This window comes from Streptomyces sp. NBC_00190 (assembly GCF_036203305.1).
GTDB lineage: Bacteria > Actinomycetota > Actinomycetes > Streptomycetales > Streptomycetaceae > Streptomyces.
Genome location: NZ_CP108131.1, coordinates 6,536,990 through 6,555,545, shown reverse-complemented (window position 1 = coordinate 6,555,545; position 18,556 = coordinate 6,536,990). Strand labels below are relative to the sequence as shown.

The window sequence follows — 18,556 nt, the reverse complement described above, 5'->3', positions numbered from 1 at the left end:
TGGCAGGCGTGCGAGCCAGTGCGGTGGTAATGGGTTCTCAAGGCCCGTCTCTTGACCTGAGGGAGACGGTGCCGGAGTTCTCGTCGCCCGCCCGCCACGGTCCCAGCCACTCCTCTCCGTACAGGGGCCACGCACAGAGCCCCCTGTACGAGGAGGTGAACTCCTCCCCACACACTCCGCCCGGCGGCGCGAACGTCCTGTCGCGCCAGCCTCGCCCCGTCGGGCGGTAACAACCAGAGCGCCGAGTCACGGACGGTCCCGTGACTCGGCGCTTTGTCGTGCCCGGGCGAAACCACTCTCGGGCGCCCCACCGGAAGGAGTCGCCGCCGGGTTCGGTGTCCAGCGCCTCTCGGTGGAACATCAGCGTGCCGAGGAAGAACAGCCCTCCCAGGAGGAGCAGGCCGGCCACGACCACGACGGGGACCAGCGCCTCCCGCGGCGTCACGAGGACGAACAGCGCGAGCAGCGCGAGCAGGGTCCAGGCCAGCGCGCAGACCGCGACCGGCAGTTCGAGGCGTCCGAGGCCGAAGGCGCCCTCCTGACGGCCCAGGCGGCCGCGTACGGCCAGGTAGAGGACGATCGTCGCGCCGTAGATGAGGGCCGGCAGGATCGTCGACGCCGTGATCAGCTCCAGCAGTGCCGCGCCGGGCAGCGCGACCATCAGGACGAACCCGAGCGCGAGGATCAGGAGGATCGCCGGGACCGGCGTCTGCGTACGGGGGTCCACCCGCCGCATCAGCCGGTGCGCGGGGGACCGCGCGTCGCGCGACATCGCGTAGACCACAGGAGACCATCACCACGATCCCGGCGCCGAAGAACGCGAACGAGATCGCGAACACCTGGAAGGGGCCCAGCGTGCGCTTCAGCTCCTGGCGGTATCCCCCGCGCTCGACCTCGGCCGCGGCCTCGACGGAGCCGTCGCCGCCCTGCCCGCCCGTCGACGCCCCCGCCGCCCCGGCCAGCTCGCTCTCCAGCGGCCCCCGCGGCTGCGGCAGGCCCGGCCAGTGTCCTGTGCCGGGCCGCCCCGCCCGGGGCGCCGACGGCCGACACACGCGGCGGAGCCCCGAACGGACGCCGCCGTACGGGGCTGGGCGGCGCCGGAACGCGGAGCGACCCCCGCCCTCCTCGCGGAGGGACGGGGGTCGCCGCGTACAGCCGGACCGGGTGGTCAGACCTTCAGGGCCTTGATCGCGGTCGGGGCGTGGCCCGGCTCGGTCGCGAGCTCCTCGAACTCGGTGACGTCGCTCATGTCGACGGTCTTGCTCATCGAGATGTTGGTGACGCGCTCCAGGATGGCCTCGACGACGACCGGGACCTGGAACTCCTGGGCCAGCTTCTTGGCCTGCTCGAAGGCGGCGCCCAGCTCGTTCGGGTCGGTGACGCGGATGGCCTTGACGCCCAGCCCCTCGGCGACCTTGACGTGGTCGACGCCGTAGACGCCGAGCTCCGGGGTGTTGATGTTCTCGAATTCGAGGTTGACCTCGAAGTTGATGCCGAGGCCGCCCTGCGCCTGACGGATCAGGCCCAGGTAGGCGTTGTTCACCAGGACGTGGACGTAGGGGACCTTGTGCTGCGCGGCGACCGCGAGCTCCTCGATCATGAACTGGAAGTCGTAGTCGCCGGAGAGGGCGACGATCGGGGTCTCCGGGTCCGCGGTGGCGGCACCGATGGCGGCCGGGATGGTCCAGCCGAGCGGGCCGGCCTGGCCGCAGTTGATCCAGTTGCGCGGCTTGTAGACGTGCAGCATCTGCGCGCCGGCGATCTGGGAGAGGCCGATGGTGGTGACGTAGCGGGTCTCGGGACCGAACGCCTTGTTCATCTCCTCGTAGACGCGCTGCGGCTTCATGGGGATGTTGTCGAAGTGCGTACGGCGCTGCAGGGTGGCCTTGCGCTCCTGGGCGGAGGCGGCCCAGGCGGAGAAGTCCGGCAGCTTGCCCTCGGCCTTGAGGTCCTTCGCGACCTCGATGAAGAGCTCCAGCGCGGCCTTGGCGTCGGAGGCGATGCCGAAGTCCGGGGCGAAGATCTTGCCGATCTGGGTGGGCTCGATGTCGACGTGGACGAACTTGCGGTCGCCGCGGTACGCGTCGAGGTTGTAGCCGGTGTGACGGTTGGCCCAGCGGTTGCCGATGCCGATGACGACGTCGGACTCCAGGAAGGTCGCGTTGCCGTAGCGGTGCGAGGTCTGGACGCCGACCATGCCCGCGGCCAGCTCGTGGTCGTCCGGGATGGTGCCCCAGCCCATCAGGGTGGAGATGACCGGGATGTTCGTCAGCTCGGCGAACTCGACCAGCAGGTCGGAGGCGTCGGCGTTGATGATGCCGCCACCGGAGACGATCAGCGGGCGCTCGGACTCCAGCAGGAAGCGCAGGGCCTTCTCGGCCTGGGCGCGGGTGGCGCGCGGCTTGTAGACCGGCAGCGGCTCGTAGGTCTCCGGGTCGAACTCGATCTCGGTGAGCTGGACGTCGATCGGCAGGTCGATCAGGACCGGGCCGGGACGGCCGGAGCGCATCAGGTGGAAGGCCTCCTGGAACACACCCGGAACCTGGGCGGCCTCCAGGACCGTGGTGGCCTTCTTGGTGACCGGCTTGGCGATCGAGGCGATGTCGACGGCCTGGAAGTCCTCCTTGTGGAGCTTCGAGACCGGAGCCTGACCGGTGATGCACAGGATCGGGATCGAGTCCGCGATCGCGGAGTACAGGCCGGTGATCATGTCGGTGCCGGCCGGGCCCGAGGTACCGATGCAGACACCGATGTTGCCCGCCTTGGCACGCGTGTAGCCCTCGGCCATGTGGGAAGCGCCCTCGACGTGGCGGGCCAGCGTGTGCTTGATGCCGCCCACGTTCTTGAGCTCGCGGTAGAACGGGTTGATCGCAGCACCGGGCACGCCGAACGCTTGTTCGACACCCTCGAGCTTGAGGATCTCAACTGCAGCGGCGGCGGCTGTCATACGAGGCATCAGGTTCTCCTGCGGGTCTGGCGGTCAGGCTTTTCCGTCATCCGGAAGTTTTGTTCTGCTATACGGAACAAGCTAAGTGGCGACTTCCCTGACGTCAAGGCGCTTCGAGACCCCGGATGCCACCAAAAGCCGCGTCTCGCTCGGTGCGTTGCACAAATGACCGAGCCTCCGGCGGGAATCCACCGGAAATGGCGGGCATGCTCGCCCCGGCGGTGGCGGGTGGTGGAGCATGTACCTACGCACAGCGACGGAGGGGGTCCAGGTCTCATGGCGGAAGCGGTACCGGTGCGCTGCCCGGCGTGCCTGCGCGAGAACGGCTACACCGCCCCGGTCTTCCCCTGCGCCTGCGGGAGCCCGGTCAATCCGCCGCTGAACCTGACGGCGCCGCCGGAGCCGCTGACCCATCGGACCTGGTCGGACAGCTGGGTGGCGGTGCGCTGCGAGTCGTGCGGGCGGGAGAGCGAGTGGCCGCAGCCCGAGCTGGGGTGCGGATCGTGCGGGACGGTGGTGCGGATTCCGGTACACCCCGTACACGGCGTTCGTCCCGTTCATCCCCTGCACCCGGGCGAACGGGCCGAGCGGGCCGAGTACCGGAGCGGCGGTGTGAGCGACACGTCTCCCGGGGCGGCCGATCCTGCCCGGGCGACCGCCGATCGGCGCGATCCGCAGCCGGCGCACATACCGCTGCCGCCGACGGCCCCGGTGCCGCGCCCCGCGTTCCGCCCGGTGACCATCCGTACGGCCCGCGACGCGGTGGCCACCGCCGCGCTGTATCTGCGCTGGCTCGGCTTCCAGGACGTACGGCAGCCCGACGGGCGGCCGATCCCCTCGGCGGCCGTGGACCTGCGGGCTCCGGGGCTGGTCGCGCAGGTGGACCCGACCACCGGGCCCGCCGGGGTGCGGGCGGTGGAGTGCGTCTGGCTGAACGGACTCACGGCTTCCGCGACCAGCGTCTACTTCGCGCTCGCCGGATACACGCAGGACGCCCGCGCCCGCGCGGACGACCTGGGGATACCCCTGTTCGTCATGGACCTCACGGGCATGCCCCAGCCGGTCAACGACCCGGCGGACGAGCTGATCGGTACGGGCGCGTAGCGGGGGTGCGGCCGCCGGGGCACGCGCCGGACAGCCCTTAGGCTCGGAGCCGTTGTCCGCTTCCAAGCCAGGAGAGCCCGATGAGCCTTTACGACATCCCTCTGACCAGTCTGTCCGACGAGCCCACCAGCCTCGGCGCCCACAAGGGCAAGGTGATCCTGCTGGTGAACACGGCCTCCCAGTGCGGGCTCACCCCCCAGTACTCGGGGCTCGCCCGCCTGCAGTTCACGTACGAGGAGAAGGGCTTCACCGTCATCGGGGTGCCCTGCAACCAGTTCGGCGGGCAGGAGCCCGGCAACGCCGAGGACATCCAGACCTTCTGCGCGGCCGGTTTCGGCGTCACTTTCCCGATGCTGGAGAAGTCCGAGGTCAACGGCGAGAACCGGCACGCCCTCTACCAGGAACTGGTGAAGGTCCCGGACGCCGACGGCGAGGCGGGGGACATCCAGTGGAACTTCGAGAAGTTCCTGATCTCCCCCGCCGGCGAGGTCGTGGCGCGCTTCCGTCCCCGTACCGAGCCCGAGTCCCCCGAGGTCGTCGCCGCGATCGAGGCGCACCTGCCCGCGTAGGTCCTGCCGCCGGGCCCGGCCGAGGCTCAGGCCGGGCTCGTCGCACTCCTGCGCCGAGCCGGCCGCGGTGCCGGAGGTGGTGCGGGAGGTGCTGCTGTGACGGGAGTCGGCCCTATGGCGCAGTACGAAACATGAGCCTGGTGGAACTGATCGCCCGCGCGGACGAGCGTGCCCTCGCCGCGAGCGCCGTCGCCTGTGTAGACCGCTGCCTGCCCCTCCTCGAAGGCGTCGAAGGCCTCGGCCTCGACGCCGATGAGTCGGTGCTGCGCCCCCTCTGGGTCGCCGTCGAGGGAGGGGACCGCTGGCTCGGCCAGCTGCGCGCCGCCGGAATCCGGGTGAGCCGGATCACCCCGGACTGCGAACTCGCCGAGTACGCGATGCGGCTGGTGGAGCACATCCCCGAGACCTACTGCGGCGAGGCGCTGCGCGCCTGGTCCGACGAGTGCTCGACCGTACTGCTCGCCGTCCACCAGCTGCTGGACGGCGCCCCGGCCGTCGACGAAGCCCGTATCGCCGCGTACCGCACCGGTGGCACGGACGGCATCGGCCCGCTCACCCTCGGCGAGCAGCGCCGCCAGGCCGCGCTGCTGGAGATGCTCGCCGACGAATCGGGCTCGGGGCTGCGCGGCGCCCTCGCCCTGTCCAACGAGGGCAAGCGGGTCCTGCGCGCGGCGGTGTCGCGACGCAGCAGGACGCTGGGGGCATCGGCGGGCTGACGCGCTGACGCGGCCGAGACAGCCCGCGCGCCCGCCCGCTCCTCCCCCGGCAGCTCCCGAGCCGCGCGTCACCGGCGGCCGGGGCGAACCGGTGACGAGCCCGCCAGGCGGGTGGCGGAGCGTTCCAGTTCGCGGAGCATGAGTCCGACCGCCGGGACGGAGGGGAAGCCCGGCATGGACAGGGCTACCACCTCCCGGTGCACGACGGGCTCCAGGCGGAGCAGCCGGATTCCCCTCGTCAGCGGCCCGCTGAGGGCCAGCTCCGGCAGGACGGCGACTCCGAGGCCCGCCGCGACCAGTCCGATCACGGTCTGGTAGTCGTCCGTCCTGTACTCCGCGCGCGGTTCGAAACCGGCCTGCCCGCACAGCCGCAACAGATGGCTGTGACAGCGACTGCAGCCCATGACCCAGGATTCGTCGGCCAGTTGGGCCAGTTCCACTTGTTCCGCCTCCGCGAGGCGATGCGTATCCGGCACCAACACGACCAGGGGATCCGCGAGGAGCGGGCGGACCACGAGGTCCTGCCACTCGGCCTGCGTCTTCGTGCCCGCGCCGGGGATCTCCGAGTAGCGGAAGGCAAGGGAGATGTCGCAGTCGGCGCTGCGAAGGAGGTCGATGGAGCGCGGAGGCGGCGACGACGACAGGGACACCTCTATGCCCGGATGGGCGGCGCGCATCGCGGCGAGGGCGGACGGTATGAGTGCCGAAGTACCGCTCAGGAAGGAGGTGAGCCGGACCCGGCCGGCGCGCAGCCCCGCGAATGCCGCCATCTCCTCCTCGGCCGCGTGGAGTCCGGTCAGCACCCCGACCGAATGCCGCACCAGGGCCGCACCGGCCTCGGTGAGCCGTATCTCGCGGCCCGTGAGTATCAGAAGCGGAGTACCCATGGCCAGTTCGAGGGCTTTCATCTGCTGGCTCACGGCCGGCTGGGTACAGCCCAGCTGCCGCGCCGCGGCAGCAAAAGAGCCCGATTCCGCAACGGCACGCAGCGTGCGGAGATGACGCGTCTCGATCATGGGATGAAACGTAAGCGGGAGGAATGGCATCGAGCAACTCACCCCTACCGAGCGAAAACATCGCGCCAATGGCGCGAAATAATTCGGCCCACACGGCGGCACTTAGGCGATTTTGCCAAGCCTTGAACATCGACCATCACGGGGATTTCATATAAGTACGCCTTTCGGCACCGGTAAGGCAGGTGATATCGAAATGGGTGCCTAACGGGACAACTGACACAAGCTCGCACGTGACGCGGTTCACGCCCAGCCCCGCGCCGCTCCCGACTTATGGCTGCCAGTAGGTTGCCTTTGGTTGCCGGGGGCACTCGATGCCACGTACAACGACGCCATGCACGACAAGATCGTCAGCGCCGTCCACGGCGCATTCGGAGAAATACTTCAGGGCTACACCGCGGGCGCGAACGGGTTCGAGCACTTCCTCTTCACGGCGCCGGTCGAGGAGTTGACCTGCGCAGCGCGGCTCCGGCGAGCCGAGAGCCATGGCACCCAAGCGCTCACGATCAGCCCGGCCGACCGGACCAAGGCACTCTCCGCCTTCGAGACCCTCAGCGCCGAACTGGGCCTCTCCACCTCCGGCATCACCATCGACATCACGTCGAACATTCCCGTGGCCAAAGGACATGCGAGCTCGACCGCCGACATCCTGGCCGTCGCACTGCTCTGCATCCGGGAGGCCTACCCGGCGACCCCGGCGCCGGTGGCGCACGCGCTCGCGCTCTCCGTGGCCCGACGGCTCGAATACGGCGACTATCTGCTGCACCCCGGAATCGCCTCCTGCGCCCAGCGGTCACAGACCCTGATCACGCAATATCACACTGATTTGCGCTGGAGCATCGTCGGGGTGGACGAGGGCGGCTGGGTGCGGACGGATGAATTCCACCGGGAAGTCCCGGAGGACCCGGGGAAGGCCCGTGTCTACGAGCGGCTCTTCCGCGAACTCGACGCGGCGCTCCTCGCGAACGACGGCAAGGCGGCCGCAGAAATTGCGACGCTCAGCAGCGAACTGCACAATGACCGGCTCCCCAAGAAGTCCTTGGAGGACCTCATGGCAGTCAAAAGGGAATGGGGGGCACTCGGTGTGTGCGTGGCGCACAGCGGAACGCTGGCCGGGCTCATCTTCTCGAAGCACCAGACGGACCACGATCTTCGCGTCGCCGAATCCCGGCGAGAACTGCGTTCTCTCGGCTACGACAGCGACCTCTACACACTGAAGGAGTCGGGGCGCTCATGAGCCGCACCGTCACGACGGACTCGACGACAGAGCCGGGACACGAGGCCCCCGGCACCGTCCCGGACGGGCCGGAACCCGCGGCGGAGGAACAGCCGGGCCACCGCGCCCGCTCCCAGCTCATGGTGCTCCTCGCGGTCTGCTGCCTGGCCCTCGGCGGCGTCTTCGTCCGGATCAGCGAAGTGGGTCCGGTGGCCACCGGTGGTTACCGTTCGCTGCTCGCCGCGCCCATGCTGCTCGGCATGTCGCTGGCGGCCGCCCGCCGCACCCGCCTGAACGCCTCCGCCCCCACCGCCTCCGGCACCGGCCAACCGGGCGCCACCGCTCGGATCGGGCGGCGCGACCAGCTCCTCATCGTCCTGGGCGGGCTGTTCCTCGCCGCCGACCTGTGCCTGTGGAACATCTCGTTCCTCTTCACCTCGCTGGCCGAGGCGAACCTCCTGGCCAATCTGGTGCCGTTCATCATCGCCCCGCTCTGCCTCCTCCTCTTCGGGGACCGGCTGCCGTGGCGGCTCGCCCTGCCCGCCCTGCTCGCGCTGGCCGGCCTGTACATCCTGGTCATCCTCGGGACGGGCCTCGACCCCGAGCATCTGCGCGGGGACCTCCTCGCACTGGCCACCGCGGTGTTCTACGCGCTGTTCCTCGTCGTGGCCAAGGGGCTGCGCGAACGCCACGAAGCCACCCGCATCATGGCCACCCTCAGCCTGGTCTGCGGCGTCGCCTGCTTCGCGGTGGCGGCCGTACTCGGCGAGAGCATGTGGCCCACCAGCGTGAAGGGCTGGCTCGTGCTGATCGCCCTGGCGGTGACGTCTCAGCTGCTCGGCCAGACCCTGATGGCACACGCCGTGAAGTACCTGCCGCTCCAGCTCGCCGCGCTCTTCGTGCTGCTGCAGCCGGTCGCCGCGGCCGTCTACGGCCTGGTCCTGTTCGACCAGCGTCTCAGCCTGGTGCAAATGGCGGGCATCGGCGTGCTGCTCGTTTCGATCTTCTGGGCCAAGAACCTCCTGGAGGGCAAGAAGTGAGCCGGTCCCACCCTTCGGTGCTGCCCCACCGCGGCCCCGACCCCTACGAACTCATCGAAGAGCTCAGCCGGCTGAGCACCGTGGACTGCGGCGGCTTCGAGACGGGCGGACTGCGGCTGCGCGCGATCCACGGCAGCCCGGCCACCGAGTCCAGCTTCAAGTCGATCCTCGGTCTTGGGCTGCTCCTGCTGGCCCGTGAGCAGGGACTGCTCGCCGAGGGCCAGACCGTGGTCGAGTCCACCTCGGGCTCCCTCGGACTCGGCCTGGCGGTAGCCGGCCGGCTGCTCGGACACCCCGTGCACCTGGTCACCGATCCCGGCATCCCGGACATCACCCGACGGAAGATCGAACTGGTCGGCGGGGTCCTTCACATCGCCGGGACCCCGCATCCGGTCCTCGGCAGCCAGCAGGCCCGAGACGACCTGCTGCGGACCATCCTGTCCGAGCACCCCGACTTCTACTGGACCAACCAGAACGACAGCCCGCTCAACCCGCAGGTGTACACCCGCTGGGTGGTGCCGCACCTGATGGGCGTCCTCGACTTCTCCCGGATCACCGCCGGAATCTTCTGCGTGGGCAGCGGCGGCCACTTCTCCGCGCTGTCCGCGATGCTGGAGGCCAAGGGCATACCCTCCTACGTGGCGGACCGCGAGGGTTCGATCACCTTCGGCGGCTCGCCGGCCCGGAGCATCCTGCGCGGAACCGGCAATCAGAACCGGATCCCCGCCGTGATCGACGCGGCCAGGACCCGGGTCAGCGGCGTCTACCAGGTGTCCGACGCGCAGGCCTGCGACGGAGTCCGGGAGCTGGCCGCCAGAGGCCTGAGCGTGGGCGGATCGTCCGGCGTCTGCTTCATGGGCGCGGGCCAACTCGCCGCGGACCTGAGCCCGTCCGCCGACGGCGACATCCTCACCTTCTTCGCCGACCGCGGCGAACTGTACGGAACCACGCTGCTGAACGGAGGACGGACCGATGATTAGCCCCGCCCTGTGGAGCAAGGCTCCCGCCACTGCCCAGGTCTACCACCACGACCCGTACGCGACGACCGCGACGGCAGTCGTGCTGGCGGTCGAGGGGCACCATGCGGTCTTCGACCGGTCGCTGTTCTACGCCGAGTCCGGCGGGCAGGTCGCCGACCAGGGAAGCATCGACGGCCGGCGTGTGGTGGACGTGCAGAAGGCGGGCGGCCGGCCCTACCAGCTGCCCAACGGTGAAGTCGCCACGATCGACTCGGTGTTCTGTCACGTGTTCGAGGAACCGTGTTCGCTGGAGGTGGGAGCGGAGGTCACCATGGAGATCGACTGGGAACGCCGCTTCCGCAACATGCAGATGCACACCCTGGCGCACTTCCTGTTCCACGCCACCGGTGAATACCTCTCGGCGCACGGCCAGACGCGCTCGACCCGCGGCTGTCACATCAGCGACAGCGCCGCGCGCTTCGACTTCGGCTGCGCGATCCCCAGCGAGGCGGTGCCGGAGATCCAAGGCCGTGTCCTCGCCCTGCTCGGGTCCGCCGGGGAGGCGGTCGTGACCCCCCTGCCGGGGGCCGACGACGTCTTCGTCTGGCGTTCGGGAGAGATCGAGATCCCCTGCGGCGGCACCCACGTGCGGCATCCGAAGGAGATCCGGGGCGGCATCACCGTGCGCCGCCGCACCAAGGGGAAGGGCGGCACCCGCCTCTATGTCGAGCTGGACCGCGATGCGGACTGACGAGCACCCCACGCGCGCGGACACCCCGCTCCGAGGGGCCGCCGAGCCGCATGCGGACGCCCCGCGGTTCATAGCGGACGCGGACGTCCTGCGCGGCCGGCGCACCCTGAAGTGGCAGGTGGGCCCGCCGGAACCGGACCGGATCTGCCTCGGTGTCGCGGAAATGGATCTGGAGACACCGGAGTTCCTCCGCAGCGCCCTCGAACGCGCCGTGCGGGACGGCGAGACGGGATACGGCCTCACCGGCGAGCAGGAGCAGGCCTGCGCACGCCATCTGGCCCGTGAGCACCACGCCTCCACAGCGGGGCTTCGCTGCACGACGGACATACTGGCCGGGCTCCGGACACTCCTGCGGGACCAGCTGCCGCCCGGCACCCCCGTCATCGTGGAGACACCGGTGTACGGCGACCTGTTCACGGTGATCGAAGAGGCCGGCATGCGGCCGGTGGCCGTGCCCCTGCTGCGGGACGCGGCCGGCTGGCGTCACGACTTCGCAGCGCTCGACGCTGCCGCCGCAGCCGGTGCCGGGGCCTGGATTCTCTGCCAGCCGCACAACCCGGTAGGGCGGGCCTGGAATGACGAGGAGACCTCCGCGGCACTCTCCCTCGTACTGGAGCACGATCTGCTGCTGCTCGCGAACGAGGTGCACATGCCGCTCGGGCTCGCGCGGCAGCCGCGGTCCGTGTTCGCCGATCCCGCCGCGCACCGGGCCCGGGCCTTCGGCCTCACCTCGGCGTCCAAGGCGTTCAACATCGCCGGCCTGAAGAGCGCCACGGTCTACGCCTCGGACCGCACGGCCGGGGCGCTCGCCGGACTGCCGCAGGGTCTGCTCGGGCGCCCCGGAAGCCTCGGTGCCATCGCCACGGTCGCCTGCTACGAGCAGGGGACCGGCTGGCTGACCGCACTGCGTGCCCTGCTCGCCGAGCGTGTGGAACTGGTCCGTACGGAACTCTCCCGGCTCCCCCTGCAGGTGGACGTCGTCGTACCCGAGGCCACCTATCTGGTGTGGGCGGGAATCCCTGCGCCGGACCAGGCGGAGCGCTTCGCCCGCGCCCTCACCGACGCCCGGGTCCACACCCTTCCCGGGGCCGGCTTCGGGGGCGATGCCTACGCCGGGTTCTTCCGGATCAACGCCGCGAGCCATCCAGCGGTCCTGGGCGAGGCGTTCGACCGGATCGGGGCAGCGCTGTGAACGGTGGCGTGGCCGGGCACTGAGGGGCCTGTTGCCAGTTGCCTGGTGTGCTCGGTTGGAATCTGCGCACGACGAGCCTTTCGACTCGTCACCACCCTGACCTGCGCAGATTCCAACCGAGGCAGATTCCAGCCGACCAGGAACGGCTCGCCGGTCAGTTGACCTCGCGGTCGAGACCGGACCAGTACGGCTGGCGGAGCTTGAACTTCTGGATCTTGCCCGTGGCCGTGCGCGGGATGGCATCGCGGAACTCGACCGTGGTCGGTGCCTTGTAGCCGGCCATCCGCTGCTTGCAGTGGGCGATGATCTCGGACTCCTGTGCCGTCGCGCCTTCGGCCAGGACCACGAGGGCCTTGATCGTCTCGCCCCACTTCTCGTGCGGCACGCCGATGACGGCTACCTCGGCGACCGCCGGGTGGCTGAAGATCGCGTCCTCCACCTCGATCGACGAGACGTTCTCACCGCCGGTGATGATCACGTCCTTCTTCCGGTCGGAGATCGTCAGGTGCCCGTCGGCCTCATCGATCGTGCCGCCGTCGCCGGTGTGGAACCAGCCGTCCTCCAGGACGGCCGCCGTCTCCTCCGGCTTGCCCCAGTAGCCGTCCAGCACGACGTTCGACCGGGCCAGGACCTCACCGGAGTCGGAGACCTTCAGTGTGACCCCGAGCGCCGGCAGCCCCGCGCGGGACAGCTTGCGCGCCCGCTCCTCCCCCGGCAGGTCCGCATCGCCGGGCCGGGCCCGGTTGAAGGTGAGCAGCGGCGAGGTCTCGGTCAGGCCGTAGATCTGCGTGAACTCCCATCCCAGCTCCTCACCGATCCGCTGGATCATCTTGCTCGGCGGCGGGGCTCCCGCGCAGACGATCCGTACGCGGTCACGGCCCGGGATCTCGCCCTGCCATGTCGTCGCCGCATCGAGCACCGCGTTCCACACCGCGGGCGCGCCGCACATGAGCGTGACACCGTGTTCGTCCACGCGACGCAGGATTTCGGCGCCGTCGACCTTGCGCAGCACCACCTGCTTGACGCCGAGTCCGGCCATCACGTACGGCATTCCCCAGCCGTTGCAGTGGAACATCGGCAGCGTGTGCATGTAGACGTCGCGCTCCCACACACGGGTGTGCAGCCCGAAGGTCAGACCGTTGACCCAGATGTTGCGGTGGGTCAGCTGCACGCCCTTGGGACGGGCGGTGGTGCCCGACGTGTAGTTGATCGTCGCGGTGGCGTCCTCGTCCGGGTTCGACCACGGGCGCGGCTCGACGCCGAAGCACATCAGCTCACTGTCCGTCTGCTCACCGAGGACGAACCGATGGCGGACCTTGATCCCGGAGAGCATCTCGTCGAGCTCCGGGTCGACGAGCAGGACCGAGGCCCCGCTCTGCTGCAGCACGTAGTCGATTTCTTCGGGCTTGAGACGGAAGTTGACCGGCACACAGATCCGACCGCTCATCGGCACCGCGAACAACAGCTCAAGCATCCGCGCCGAGTTGTGGCTGACCACCGCCACCCGCTCGCCCTCACCGACGCCGAGCCGGTCGAAGCCCGCCTGCCAGGCCCGAACCCGCTCACCCAGCCGCCCGTACGTCGACACGGGCACCGGCGGCCCGGGCTGATCCGGCTCGTCGACCACGCCGGCGCTGGAGGAGAACCCCAGCTCGGCCCGGTCGAGGAAGTCCGCGACGGTCATCGGAATCCGCATTGCTCTCTCCTGGTATCGGGACAACTGCATGGAGCGGCGCCGACGGCGTGATCCGTAACGGCACGCCGTGACGGCACGCCGTGACATCGGCGGTCACGCGGTCAGCTGCAATGGAGAACGAATGACACCTGATCTCGGTGCCTCGAAGACGTCGTCGGAGCGCCCGACGCGGTGAGGTACCCGTCGGCGTCGCGCGCGGCCGGGAACGGGGCGGTGGCGCCGTTCGGCGCACTGCCGGGCCGCGCGCTTTCGGCCCGTACACTCCTGGCCCGCGCACTTTCGGCCCGCGCACTTTCGGTCGTCATGCCAGGCATCGTGCCGCGTGCGGCGTCCGCACCACCAGAGCGGCGTCAGCCGTGGATTGACGCGAAGCGTACGGAGACCTTCGCGGGGGCCTCGGATCCTGCGCTCATGGCGCTGACCATCAGCTCTGCCTCGGCGGCGATCTCCTCCCTCCGCGCCGGGGAGGCCTTCCCGAACAGCTCCACGGTGACCTCGCTCCCCTCCTGCTTCCAGAGGCCGGCGAGGAAGCCGTCGACGAGCAGGGTGCAGTGGGCCTGGTTCCCCGTCCAGGTACGTCCCTTGATCTCGGGGGCGACGACGCGGGAGCGGTCGGCGTGGGAGAGGAGGAGGTTGTCGAATTCGGGGAGGAAGCGGGGCGGCGCCGGGGTGTCGGCGTCGGGCCGGGGCGCGTCGGGCAGGTCGAAGAGCTCGACGCCGTTCCCGTCGCGGAAGACGGCCAGGCCGGGGCGCAACCGCTCGAAGGCCTCCCGCAGCCGGGTGAGCCCGGCCCAGATCTGCATGTCCTTGACGGAGGCGGGTCCGAAGGCGGCCAGGTAGCGCAGTACGACGTCGTCCACGGGCTGCGCCTCCCCGGCGGGCCGCCCGAGCCAGTTCTCCACGGTGGTGAGGCGGACCCCGCCGCTGCGCCCCCACACGCCGCGGGGCGTGACCTGGACCAGCGGGAGCCGGCACCGGGCGGCGACGGACAGGGACTGCGGGTCGGCCCCGGGCCACTCCCCCAGCAGTTCCTCGCGGATCTCTCCCATGGTGCGCGGCTCGCTCTCGACGAAGGCACGGGCGAGCTCGGCGAGCCGTTCGAGGTCCACCCCGACGAGCCCCTTGCGGAAGTAGTTCACCTCGCGGTCCCGGGCCGGCTGGACGAGGGGCCTGAGGGTCAGGGCGTCGTGGGCGGTGTGGGTGTGGATGGTGGATCGCATGGTGACCATCCGGACGGCCTCCCGGGACTCCATCAGGCCGGCCAGCTCGGCGGGCCTGAAGTCGGCGAGGCGGGCGTGGAGCTGGAAGTAGGGAGGCTTCACGTTCTGCGCCTGGAGTCCGAGAAGGTGCGCGACCGCGTCCCGCGCGGACATCTCGGCGCGGCTCAGCAACAACTGGCGGGCGAGCGTGGCACGGTTCAGTGCGCGGGTGTCGAGCACGGGATGCGTTGTCCTGGAGGCCATGGCAGCAACCTAACTCCCCTTGCGGACAACCACTGTCCGCAAGTCGGCGGCGATGAGGCAGCCGTCGATCAGGTGGCGCCGGAGTTGGATCGCGCGCAACTCACATAACTCGCGTAACTCGTGTACCGAATGCCGTGTGGGCCATCGCTCTGCGGATCCCGTGCACGGTGGCCCCGGGCTCCACGTCCGTGAGGACGCTCGCCACGGCGGGCACCTCCCGCACGGCCGCCAAGGGGCGCGGCCGCCTCGGCCGGCTGGTTCAGCTCACGACCGGGGGACAGGCCGTCGGCACGAACGCCTCGGGTCGTCGGCAGTGAGCCGACGACCCGGGGTCGCGTGTGGTCAGTAGCCGCTGCTTTCGTAGATCCGCTGGCCGTCGTACTTGCCGCCCTCGCAGTACCAGTAACCGTTGCTGTGCTTCACCTGGTAACCGCCGCCGTACTTGCAGTCCGCCAAGGACACCTGGGGTGCGGCCGCCTCGGCCGCGAAGGACCCGGTGACGCTCATTCCTGCGAAGGCCAGGGTTGCGAGGGCCAGGCCGAGCAGTCGTCGAACGCGCATGGCTTGCTCCTCTCGGGGTTTAGCCCGTTTGGGTCTTCCCAGGATGACTGGGCGGCATGTCCGTGGCATGCACAAGTACTCCCATCGGATGCCCCTGGGGGCGGCAGGGTGCGGGCGAGCCGGATCGGTCGTTGGTGTGCCGTAGGCCGTTTCGGAAGGGTCGGGCGGACCGGGGGTGGCCCGGCAGCAGCGGCGGCGGGCTGAGCGCACGCGATTCGGTGCGGGCCATGGCAGCTCCCTTTGCGGACACCTGCTGTCCACAAGTCGGCGGCGCGTCCCACGGGGCGACGGCCGCAGAAGTCCCGGACACGAGGTCCGGCGCCCTTTTCTCCCGTATATCCTGCCTCTTGCCCGTAAACAGACGTTCGACCGTTCTACCGGGAGCAGACCTGCGATGTCGGAGCGCCCAGACCGCCGCCCCTCTCCCTCCGTCGGCAAGCGCGCGGGCTGGCGTCGCCCCGCCTCCCCGTCCGACACGCCCCCGGCGGGACCTCCGGCCGCCCCGCAGCCCGCCCCGTCGGACCCAGCCGCCCCGAACCACCGCAGCGTGATCGACTCGGCCGTCTACCGCGACGGCCGCCGCATCGCCTCCCCCACGACCCTGGCGGACACCTTCCGGCTGCTGCGCGAGGAACCGGAAGGCATGGCCTGGATCGGCCTGCACCGCCCCACCGAGCCCGAACTGCACTCTCTGGCAGGCGAGTTCAACCTCCACGAGCTCGCCGTCGAGGACGCCCTGGAGGCCCATCAGCGCCCCAAGCTGGAACGCTACGGCGATACCCTGTTCGTCGTACTGCGCGCCGCCCGCTACCTGGACGCGCAGGAGGAGGTGGAGTTCGGCGAGCTCCACATCTTCGTCGGCCCGGACTTCCTGATCACGGTCCGCCACGGCGGCGCCCCGGACCTCTCGTCGGTCCGCCGCCGCATGGAGGAGACCCCGGAGCTCCTCTCCCTCGGCCCCGAGGCCGCCCTGTACGCCATCCTCGACGCGGTGGTCGACGGCTACGCCCCGGTCGTCGAGGGCGTCCAGACCGACATCGACGAGATCGAGACGGAGGTCTTCCGCGGCGACCCGGCGGTTTCCCGCCGCATCTACGAACTCTCCCGCGAAATGGTCGAGTTCCAGCGCGCCACCCGCCCCCTGGTCGGAATGATCCACGGCCTGATGGCGGGCTTCGCCAAGTACGGCACGGACGAGGAACTCCAGCGCTACCTCCGCGACGTGGCCGACCACGTCACCCACACCAGCGAGCGCGTCGACGGCTTCCGCCAGGCCCTCACGGAAATCCTGACGGTGAACGCCACCCTGGTCTCCCAGCAACAGAACGCCGAAATGCGCGCCCTGGCCGAAGCCGGCTTCGAACAGAACGAGGAGATCAAGAAGATCTCCTCGTGGGCCGCCATCTTGTTTGCACCCACACTCGTGGGAACCATCTACGGCATGAACTTCGAGACCATGCCGGAGTTGAAGTGGGCGGGCGGCTACCCCTTCGCGATCCTCCTGATGGCAGTGGTCTGCGTCAGCCTGTACGTCATCTTCAAGAAGCGCGACTGGCTCTAGCCCGCACATCACTACGGTTGATCCACTTAGCTAGCGCGAACGTCGAGAAGTAGACCGCTGGGCCTCCTGGGGAGAATCTGGGGAGAATGCCCTCGGCAGTGCGAGCCACGGGCGGTACCGCTGTCGGAGGCGGGGGCTAGGGTCGGCGGCGTACGACCACCAGCAGCGGGAGACCCCATGCCGTCAGGGCACATACAGCAGGACACCGAGGAGGCTCGGCCGACCGGGCCGCGGCCGCTGGCGCCGATCCCCTTCGAGGTCGAGTCGGTCTTTCCGGAGCTGGCCGGTACGGCCCGCGAGGTCACCCTCCTCTACGCCCGGGCCGGGCAACCGGGCCCCGGCGACAGTTCCATCGGCGGGCCCCTGCTGTGGCCGGCCGGCGAGCCCTGGCCGATGTGCGCCGAACCGGACCACTACAAGCCGCTCGACGCGCCCGTCGGGCCCGAGCCGGTCGCGATGGTCCCGGTGGTCCAGCTGTACGCACGGGATGTGCCCGGCCTCGTCTTCCCCACCGGCACCGACCTGTTGCAGATCCTGTGGTGCCCGCTCGTGCACGAGGACGAGCAGTACGCGGCCAACCCCCGGCTCCACTGGCGCAACACGGCACTGACGGCCACTAACGCCGCGGACGAGCAACCGCCCAGCCCGCACACCGCGGAGGAGGACTACCTGCCCCGCCCGTGCACGGTGTCCCCCACACCAGCCGTGGAATACCCGAACTGGGACCTGCCGGACGGACTCAGCGAGCAGCTCGGCGATCGCTTCGAGGCCCTACAAGAGGAACGCGGCTTCGACTACTTCGACGTGGCCACCACCCAGCAGAGCAAGGTCGGCGGCTACCCGAGCTGGACCCAGCCGCCAAACTGGCCTGACTGCACGGGCTGCGGCACGCGCATGGAGCACCTGCTCAGCGTCACCGCGACCGAGGCGGGCATGGGTCGTTGGCTCCCCTTGGACGAGCGGGACCCCAGCCAGGACCAGACCACGACCCCGTCCTGGCTCGCCAAGGCGGACCCCACCGCCCTCGACACATTCGGGCACGACATGGGCCTGGGCGACCTCGGCGGCATGTACTTCTTCGTCTGCCGCACCTGCCCGGACACCCCGTACACCCACCGCTACGACTGCTAAACCCGGTTCTGACCGCGCTTCCGGAACCTGTAGTTGGCCAGTCTGGACAGATAGACGCTCAGCAAAGCGCCGGGTGGGGCGCCATCCCTGGAACGTTCAGCGCAGCAGCTCGGTGGTGACTAGCTTTCGGGCAGGGGCCGGCCATCGATGACGTTCTTCATGACGAGTGTGGACGTCAGCCGCTGGACCCCGGGCAGGCGTGCGAGCTGCTGGTCGTACAGCTCCTGGAACGCTGCCAGGTCGGTGGTGGCGACCCGCAGGAGGTAGTCGGGCTCGCCGAACAGGCGCTGCGCCTGAAGCACGTGCGGGACGGCGGCCACGGCCTCTTCGAAGGCAGTGACGGTGTCGGGGCTCTCCCAGCGCAGGGTGGCGAAGACGAGCGCCTCGAAGTTCAGGCCGACGGCGGCCGGGTCGACGATGGCGCGGTAGCCGCGGAGCGCGCCCTCGCGTTCAAGGTCGCGCAGCCGCCGGTGGCAGGGCGAGACGCTGAGCTTCACGCGAGCGGCCAGTTCGGTGATGGTCAGGCGGCCGTCGATCTGTAGCTCGGTAAGAATCTTCCGGTCCAGGGCATCCACGGGGAAGATTCTCCCTCACATCTCGCGATCATGGGGTAAGAACACAAACATCTTCGGGCAAA

At 69.9% G+C, this 18,556-nt stretch carries 18 protein-coding genes; 11 read left to right on the top strand and 7 right to left on the bottom strand.

All coding sequences use genetic code 11. From position 1 onward, the window contains the following. Positions 1 to 37: 37 nt before the first annotated feature. Positions 38 to 772: a hypothetical protein gene (locus OG429_RS30770; protein WP_328928508.1), complete on the bottom strand. Its 735-nt coding sequence runs from the start codon at positions 770 to 772 to the stop codon at positions 38 to 40. A 396-nt stretch (positions 773 to 1,168) separates the two neighbouring features. Beyond that, on the bottom strand, positions 1,169 to 2,956 hold the full coding sequence (gcl, locus tag OG429_RS30765) for a glyoxylate carboligase (protein WP_328928507.1): 1,788 nt from the start codon (positions 2,954 to 2,956) through the stop codon (positions 1,169 to 1,171). 267 nt (positions 2,957 to 3,223) lie between these two features. Between gcl and OG429_RS30760 the strand changes: the two genes are divergently transcribed. The 3 genes from OG429_RS30760 (at position 3,224) to OG429_RS30750 (ending at position 5,336) form a co-directional block, all read left to right on the top strand. Next, positions 3,224 to 4,051, top strand: a complete 828-nt coding sequence (locus OG429_RS30760) for a hypothetical protein (RefSeq protein WP_328928506.1) — start codon at positions 3,224 to 3,226, stop codon at positions 4,049 to 4,051. An 80-nt stretch (positions 4,052 to 4,131) separates the two neighbouring features. Further along, positions 4,132 to 4,620, top strand: a complete 489-nt coding sequence (locus tag OG429_RS30755; protein WP_328928505.1) for a glutathione peroxidase — start codon at positions 4,132 to 4,134, stop codon at positions 4,618 to 4,620. A 131-nt stretch (positions 4,621 to 4,751) separates the two neighbouring features. Further along, on the top strand, positions 4,752 to 5,336 hold the full coding sequence (locus OG429_RS30750) for a hypothetical protein (protein ID WP_328928504.1): 585 nt from the start codon (positions 4,752 to 4,754) through the stop codon (positions 5,334 to 5,336). Positions 5,337 to 5,404: 68 nt separating this feature from the next. On the opposite strand, the gene OG429_RS30745 is transcribed toward OG429_RS30750, so the two are convergent. After that, entirely contained in the window at positions 5,405 to 6,352 is a 948-nt protein-coding gene (locus OG429_RS30745; protein ID WP_328928503.1) for a LysR family transcriptional regulator, read from the bottom strand. A 331-nt stretch (positions 6,353 to 6,683) separates the two neighbouring features. Between OG429_RS30745 and OG429_RS30740 the strand changes: the two genes are divergently transcribed. From OG429_RS30740 to OG429_RS30720, 5 genes are read left to right on the top strand one after another with little or no spacing between them, the layout of a single operon-like run. After that, positions 6,684 to 7,586, top strand: a complete 903-nt coding sequence (locus OG429_RS30740; RefSeq protein WP_328928502.1) for a GHMP family kinase ATP-binding protein — start codon at positions 6,684 to 6,686, stop codon at positions 7,584 to 7,586. Beyond that, positions 7,583 to 8,605 (top strand): DMT family transporter, encoded by a 1,023-nt coding sequence (locus tag OG429_RS30735; protein WP_328928501.1) that lies wholly within the window; start codon positions 7,583 to 7,585, stop codon positions 8,603 to 8,605. The genes OG429_RS30740 and OG429_RS30735 overlap by 4 nt, the downstream gene beginning before the upstream one ends. Beyond that, entirely contained in the window at positions 8,602 to 9,585 is a 984-nt protein-coding gene (locus OG429_RS30730; protein WP_328928500.1) for a pyridoxal-phosphate dependent enzyme, read from the top strand. The genes OG429_RS30735 and OG429_RS30730 overlap by 4 nt, the downstream gene beginning before the upstream one ends. Beyond that, positions 9,578 to 10,315, top strand: coding sequence for an alanyl-tRNA editing protein (locus OG429_RS30725; RefSeq protein WP_328928499.1), 738 nt, complete (start codon positions 9,578 to 9,580; stop codon positions 10,313 to 10,315). Before OG429_RS30730 ends, OG429_RS30725 begins: the two co-directional genes overlap by 8 nt. Beyond that, positions 10,305 to 11,507, top strand: a complete 1,203-nt coding sequence (locus OG429_RS30720) for an aminotransferase class I/II-fold pyridoxal phosphate-dependent enzyme (protein ID WP_328928498.1) — start codon at positions 10,305 to 10,307, stop codon at positions 11,505 to 11,507. The genes OG429_RS30725 and OG429_RS30720 overlap by 11 nt, the downstream gene beginning before the upstream one ends. 154 nt (positions 11,508 to 11,661) lie before the next feature. On the opposite strand, the gene OG429_RS30715 is transcribed toward OG429_RS30720, so the two are convergent. Both OG429_RS30715 and OG429_RS30710 read right to left on the bottom strand, forming a co-directional pair. Next, the gene (locus OG429_RS30715) at positions 11,662 to 13,203 is read right to left on the bottom strand and encodes an AMP-binding protein (protein WP_328928497.1); all 1,542 of its coding nucleotides are present in this window, start codon (positions 13,201 to 13,203) and stop codon (positions 11,662 to 11,664) included. A gap of 350 nt (positions 13,204 to 13,553) precedes the next feature. Further along, positions 13,554 to 14,666 (bottom strand): winged helix DNA-binding domain-containing protein, encoded by a 1,113-nt coding sequence (locus OG429_RS30710; RefSeq protein ID WP_328928496.1) that lies wholly within the window; start codon positions 14,664 to 14,666, stop codon positions 13,554 to 13,556. A gap of 134 nt (positions 14,667 to 14,800) precedes the next feature. Between OG429_RS30710 and OG429_RS30705 the strand changes: the two genes are divergently transcribed. After that, the gene (locus tag OG429_RS30705) at positions 14,801 to 14,983 is read left to right on the top strand and encodes a hypothetical protein (protein ID WP_328928495.1); all 183 of its coding nucleotides are present in this window, start codon (positions 14,801 to 14,803) and stop codon (positions 14,981 to 14,983) included. 25 nt (positions 14,984 to 15,008) lie between these two features. Here the strand turns inward: OG429_RS30705 and OG429_RS30700 are convergent, their stop codons facing one another. Further along, positions 15,009 to 15,227 (bottom strand): hypothetical protein, encoded by a 219-nt coding sequence (locus OG429_RS30700; RefSeq protein WP_328928494.1) that lies wholly within the window; start codon positions 15,225 to 15,227, stop codon positions 15,009 to 15,011. 394 nt (positions 15,228 to 15,621) lie between these two features. On the opposite strand from OG429_RS30700, the gene OG429_RS30695 reads away from it, so the two are divergent. After that, on the top strand, positions 15,622 to 16,788 hold the full coding sequence (locus OG429_RS30695) for a magnesium and cobalt transport protein CorA (RefSeq protein ID WP_328928493.1): 1,167 nt from the start codon (positions 15,622 to 15,624) through the stop codon (positions 16,786 to 16,788). A 177-nt stretch (positions 16,789 to 16,965) separates the two neighbouring features. Then, positions 16,966 to 17,919, top strand: coding sequence for a hypothetical protein (locus OG429_RS30690; RefSeq protein WP_328928492.1), 954 nt, complete (start codon positions 16,966 to 16,968; stop codon positions 17,917 to 17,919). Positions 17,920 to 18,038: 119 nt separating this feature from the next. On the opposite strand, the gene OG429_RS30685 is transcribed toward OG429_RS30690, so the two are convergent. Beyond that, the gene (locus tag OG429_RS30685; protein ID WP_328928491.1) at positions 18,039 to 18,494 is read right to left on the bottom strand and encodes an Lrp/AsnC family transcriptional regulator; all 456 of its coding nucleotides are present in this window, start codon (positions 18,492 to 18,494) and stop codon (positions 18,039 to 18,041) included. Between the last annotated feature and the right edge of the window lie 62 nt (positions 18,495 to 18,556).

Excerpts from the sequence above, each read along its gene's own strand:
- OG429_RS30755 (WP_328928505.1), top strand. The coding sequence starts at position 4,132 with ATGAGCCTTTACGACATCCCTCTGACCAGTCTGTCCGACGAGCCCACC.
- OG429_RS30760 (WP_328928506.1), top strand. The coding sequence starts at position 3,224 with ATGGCGGAAGCGGTACCGGTGCGCTGCCCGGCGTGCCTGCGCGAGAAC.
- OG429_RS30710 (WP_328928496.1), bottom strand. The coding sequence starts at position 14,666 with ATGGCCTCCAGGACAACGCATCCCGTGCTCGACACCCGCGCACTGAAC.
- OG429_RS30745 (WP_328928503.1), bottom strand. The coding sequence starts at position 6,352 with ATGATCGAGACGCGTCATCTCCGCACGCTGCGTGCCGTTGCGGAATCG.
- OG429_RS30735 (WP_328928501.1), top strand. The coding sequence starts at position 7,583 with ATGAGCCGCACCGTCACGACGGACTCGACGACAGAGCCGGGACACGAG.
- OG429_RS30770 (WP_328928508.1), bottom strand. The coding sequence starts at position 772 with ATGTCGCGCGACGCGCGGTCCCCCGCGCACCGGCTGATGCGGCGGGTG.
- gcl (WP_328928507.1), bottom strand. The coding sequence starts at position 2,956 with ATGCCTCGTATGACAGCCGCCGCCGCTGCAGTTGAGATCCTCAAGCTC.
- OG429_RS30740 (WP_328928502.1), top strand. The coding sequence starts at position 6,684 with ATGCACGACAAGATCGTCAGCGCCGTCCACGGCGCATTCGGAGAAATA.
- OG429_RS30750 (WP_328928504.1), top strand. The coding sequence starts at position 4,752 with ATGAGCCTGGTGGAACTGATCGCCCGCGCGGACGAGCGTGCCCTCGCC.
- OG429_RS30715 (WP_328928497.1), bottom strand. The coding sequence starts at position 13,203 with ATGCGGATTCCGATGACCGTCGCGGACTTCCTCGACCGGGCCGAGCTG.
- OG429_RS30700 (WP_328928494.1), bottom strand. The coding sequence starts at position 15,227 with ATGCGCGTTCGACGACTGCTCGGCCTGGCCCTCGCAACCCTGGCCTTC.
- OG429_RS30725 (WP_328928499.1), top strand. The coding sequence starts at position 9,578 with ATGATTAGCCCCGCCCTGTGGAGCAAGGCTCCCGCCACTGCCCAGGTC.
- OG429_RS30690 (WP_328928492.1), top strand. The coding sequence starts at position 16,966 with ATGCCGTCAGGGCACATACAGCAGGACACCGAGGAGGCTCGGCCGACC.
- OG429_RS30720 (WP_328928498.1), top strand. The coding sequence starts at position 10,305 with ATGCGGACTGACGAGCACCCCACGCGCGCGGACACCCCGCTCCGAGGG.
- OG429_RS30695 (WP_328928493.1), top strand. The coding sequence starts at position 15,622 with ATGTCGGAGCGCCCAGACCGCCGCCCCTCTCCCTCCGTCGGCAAGCGC.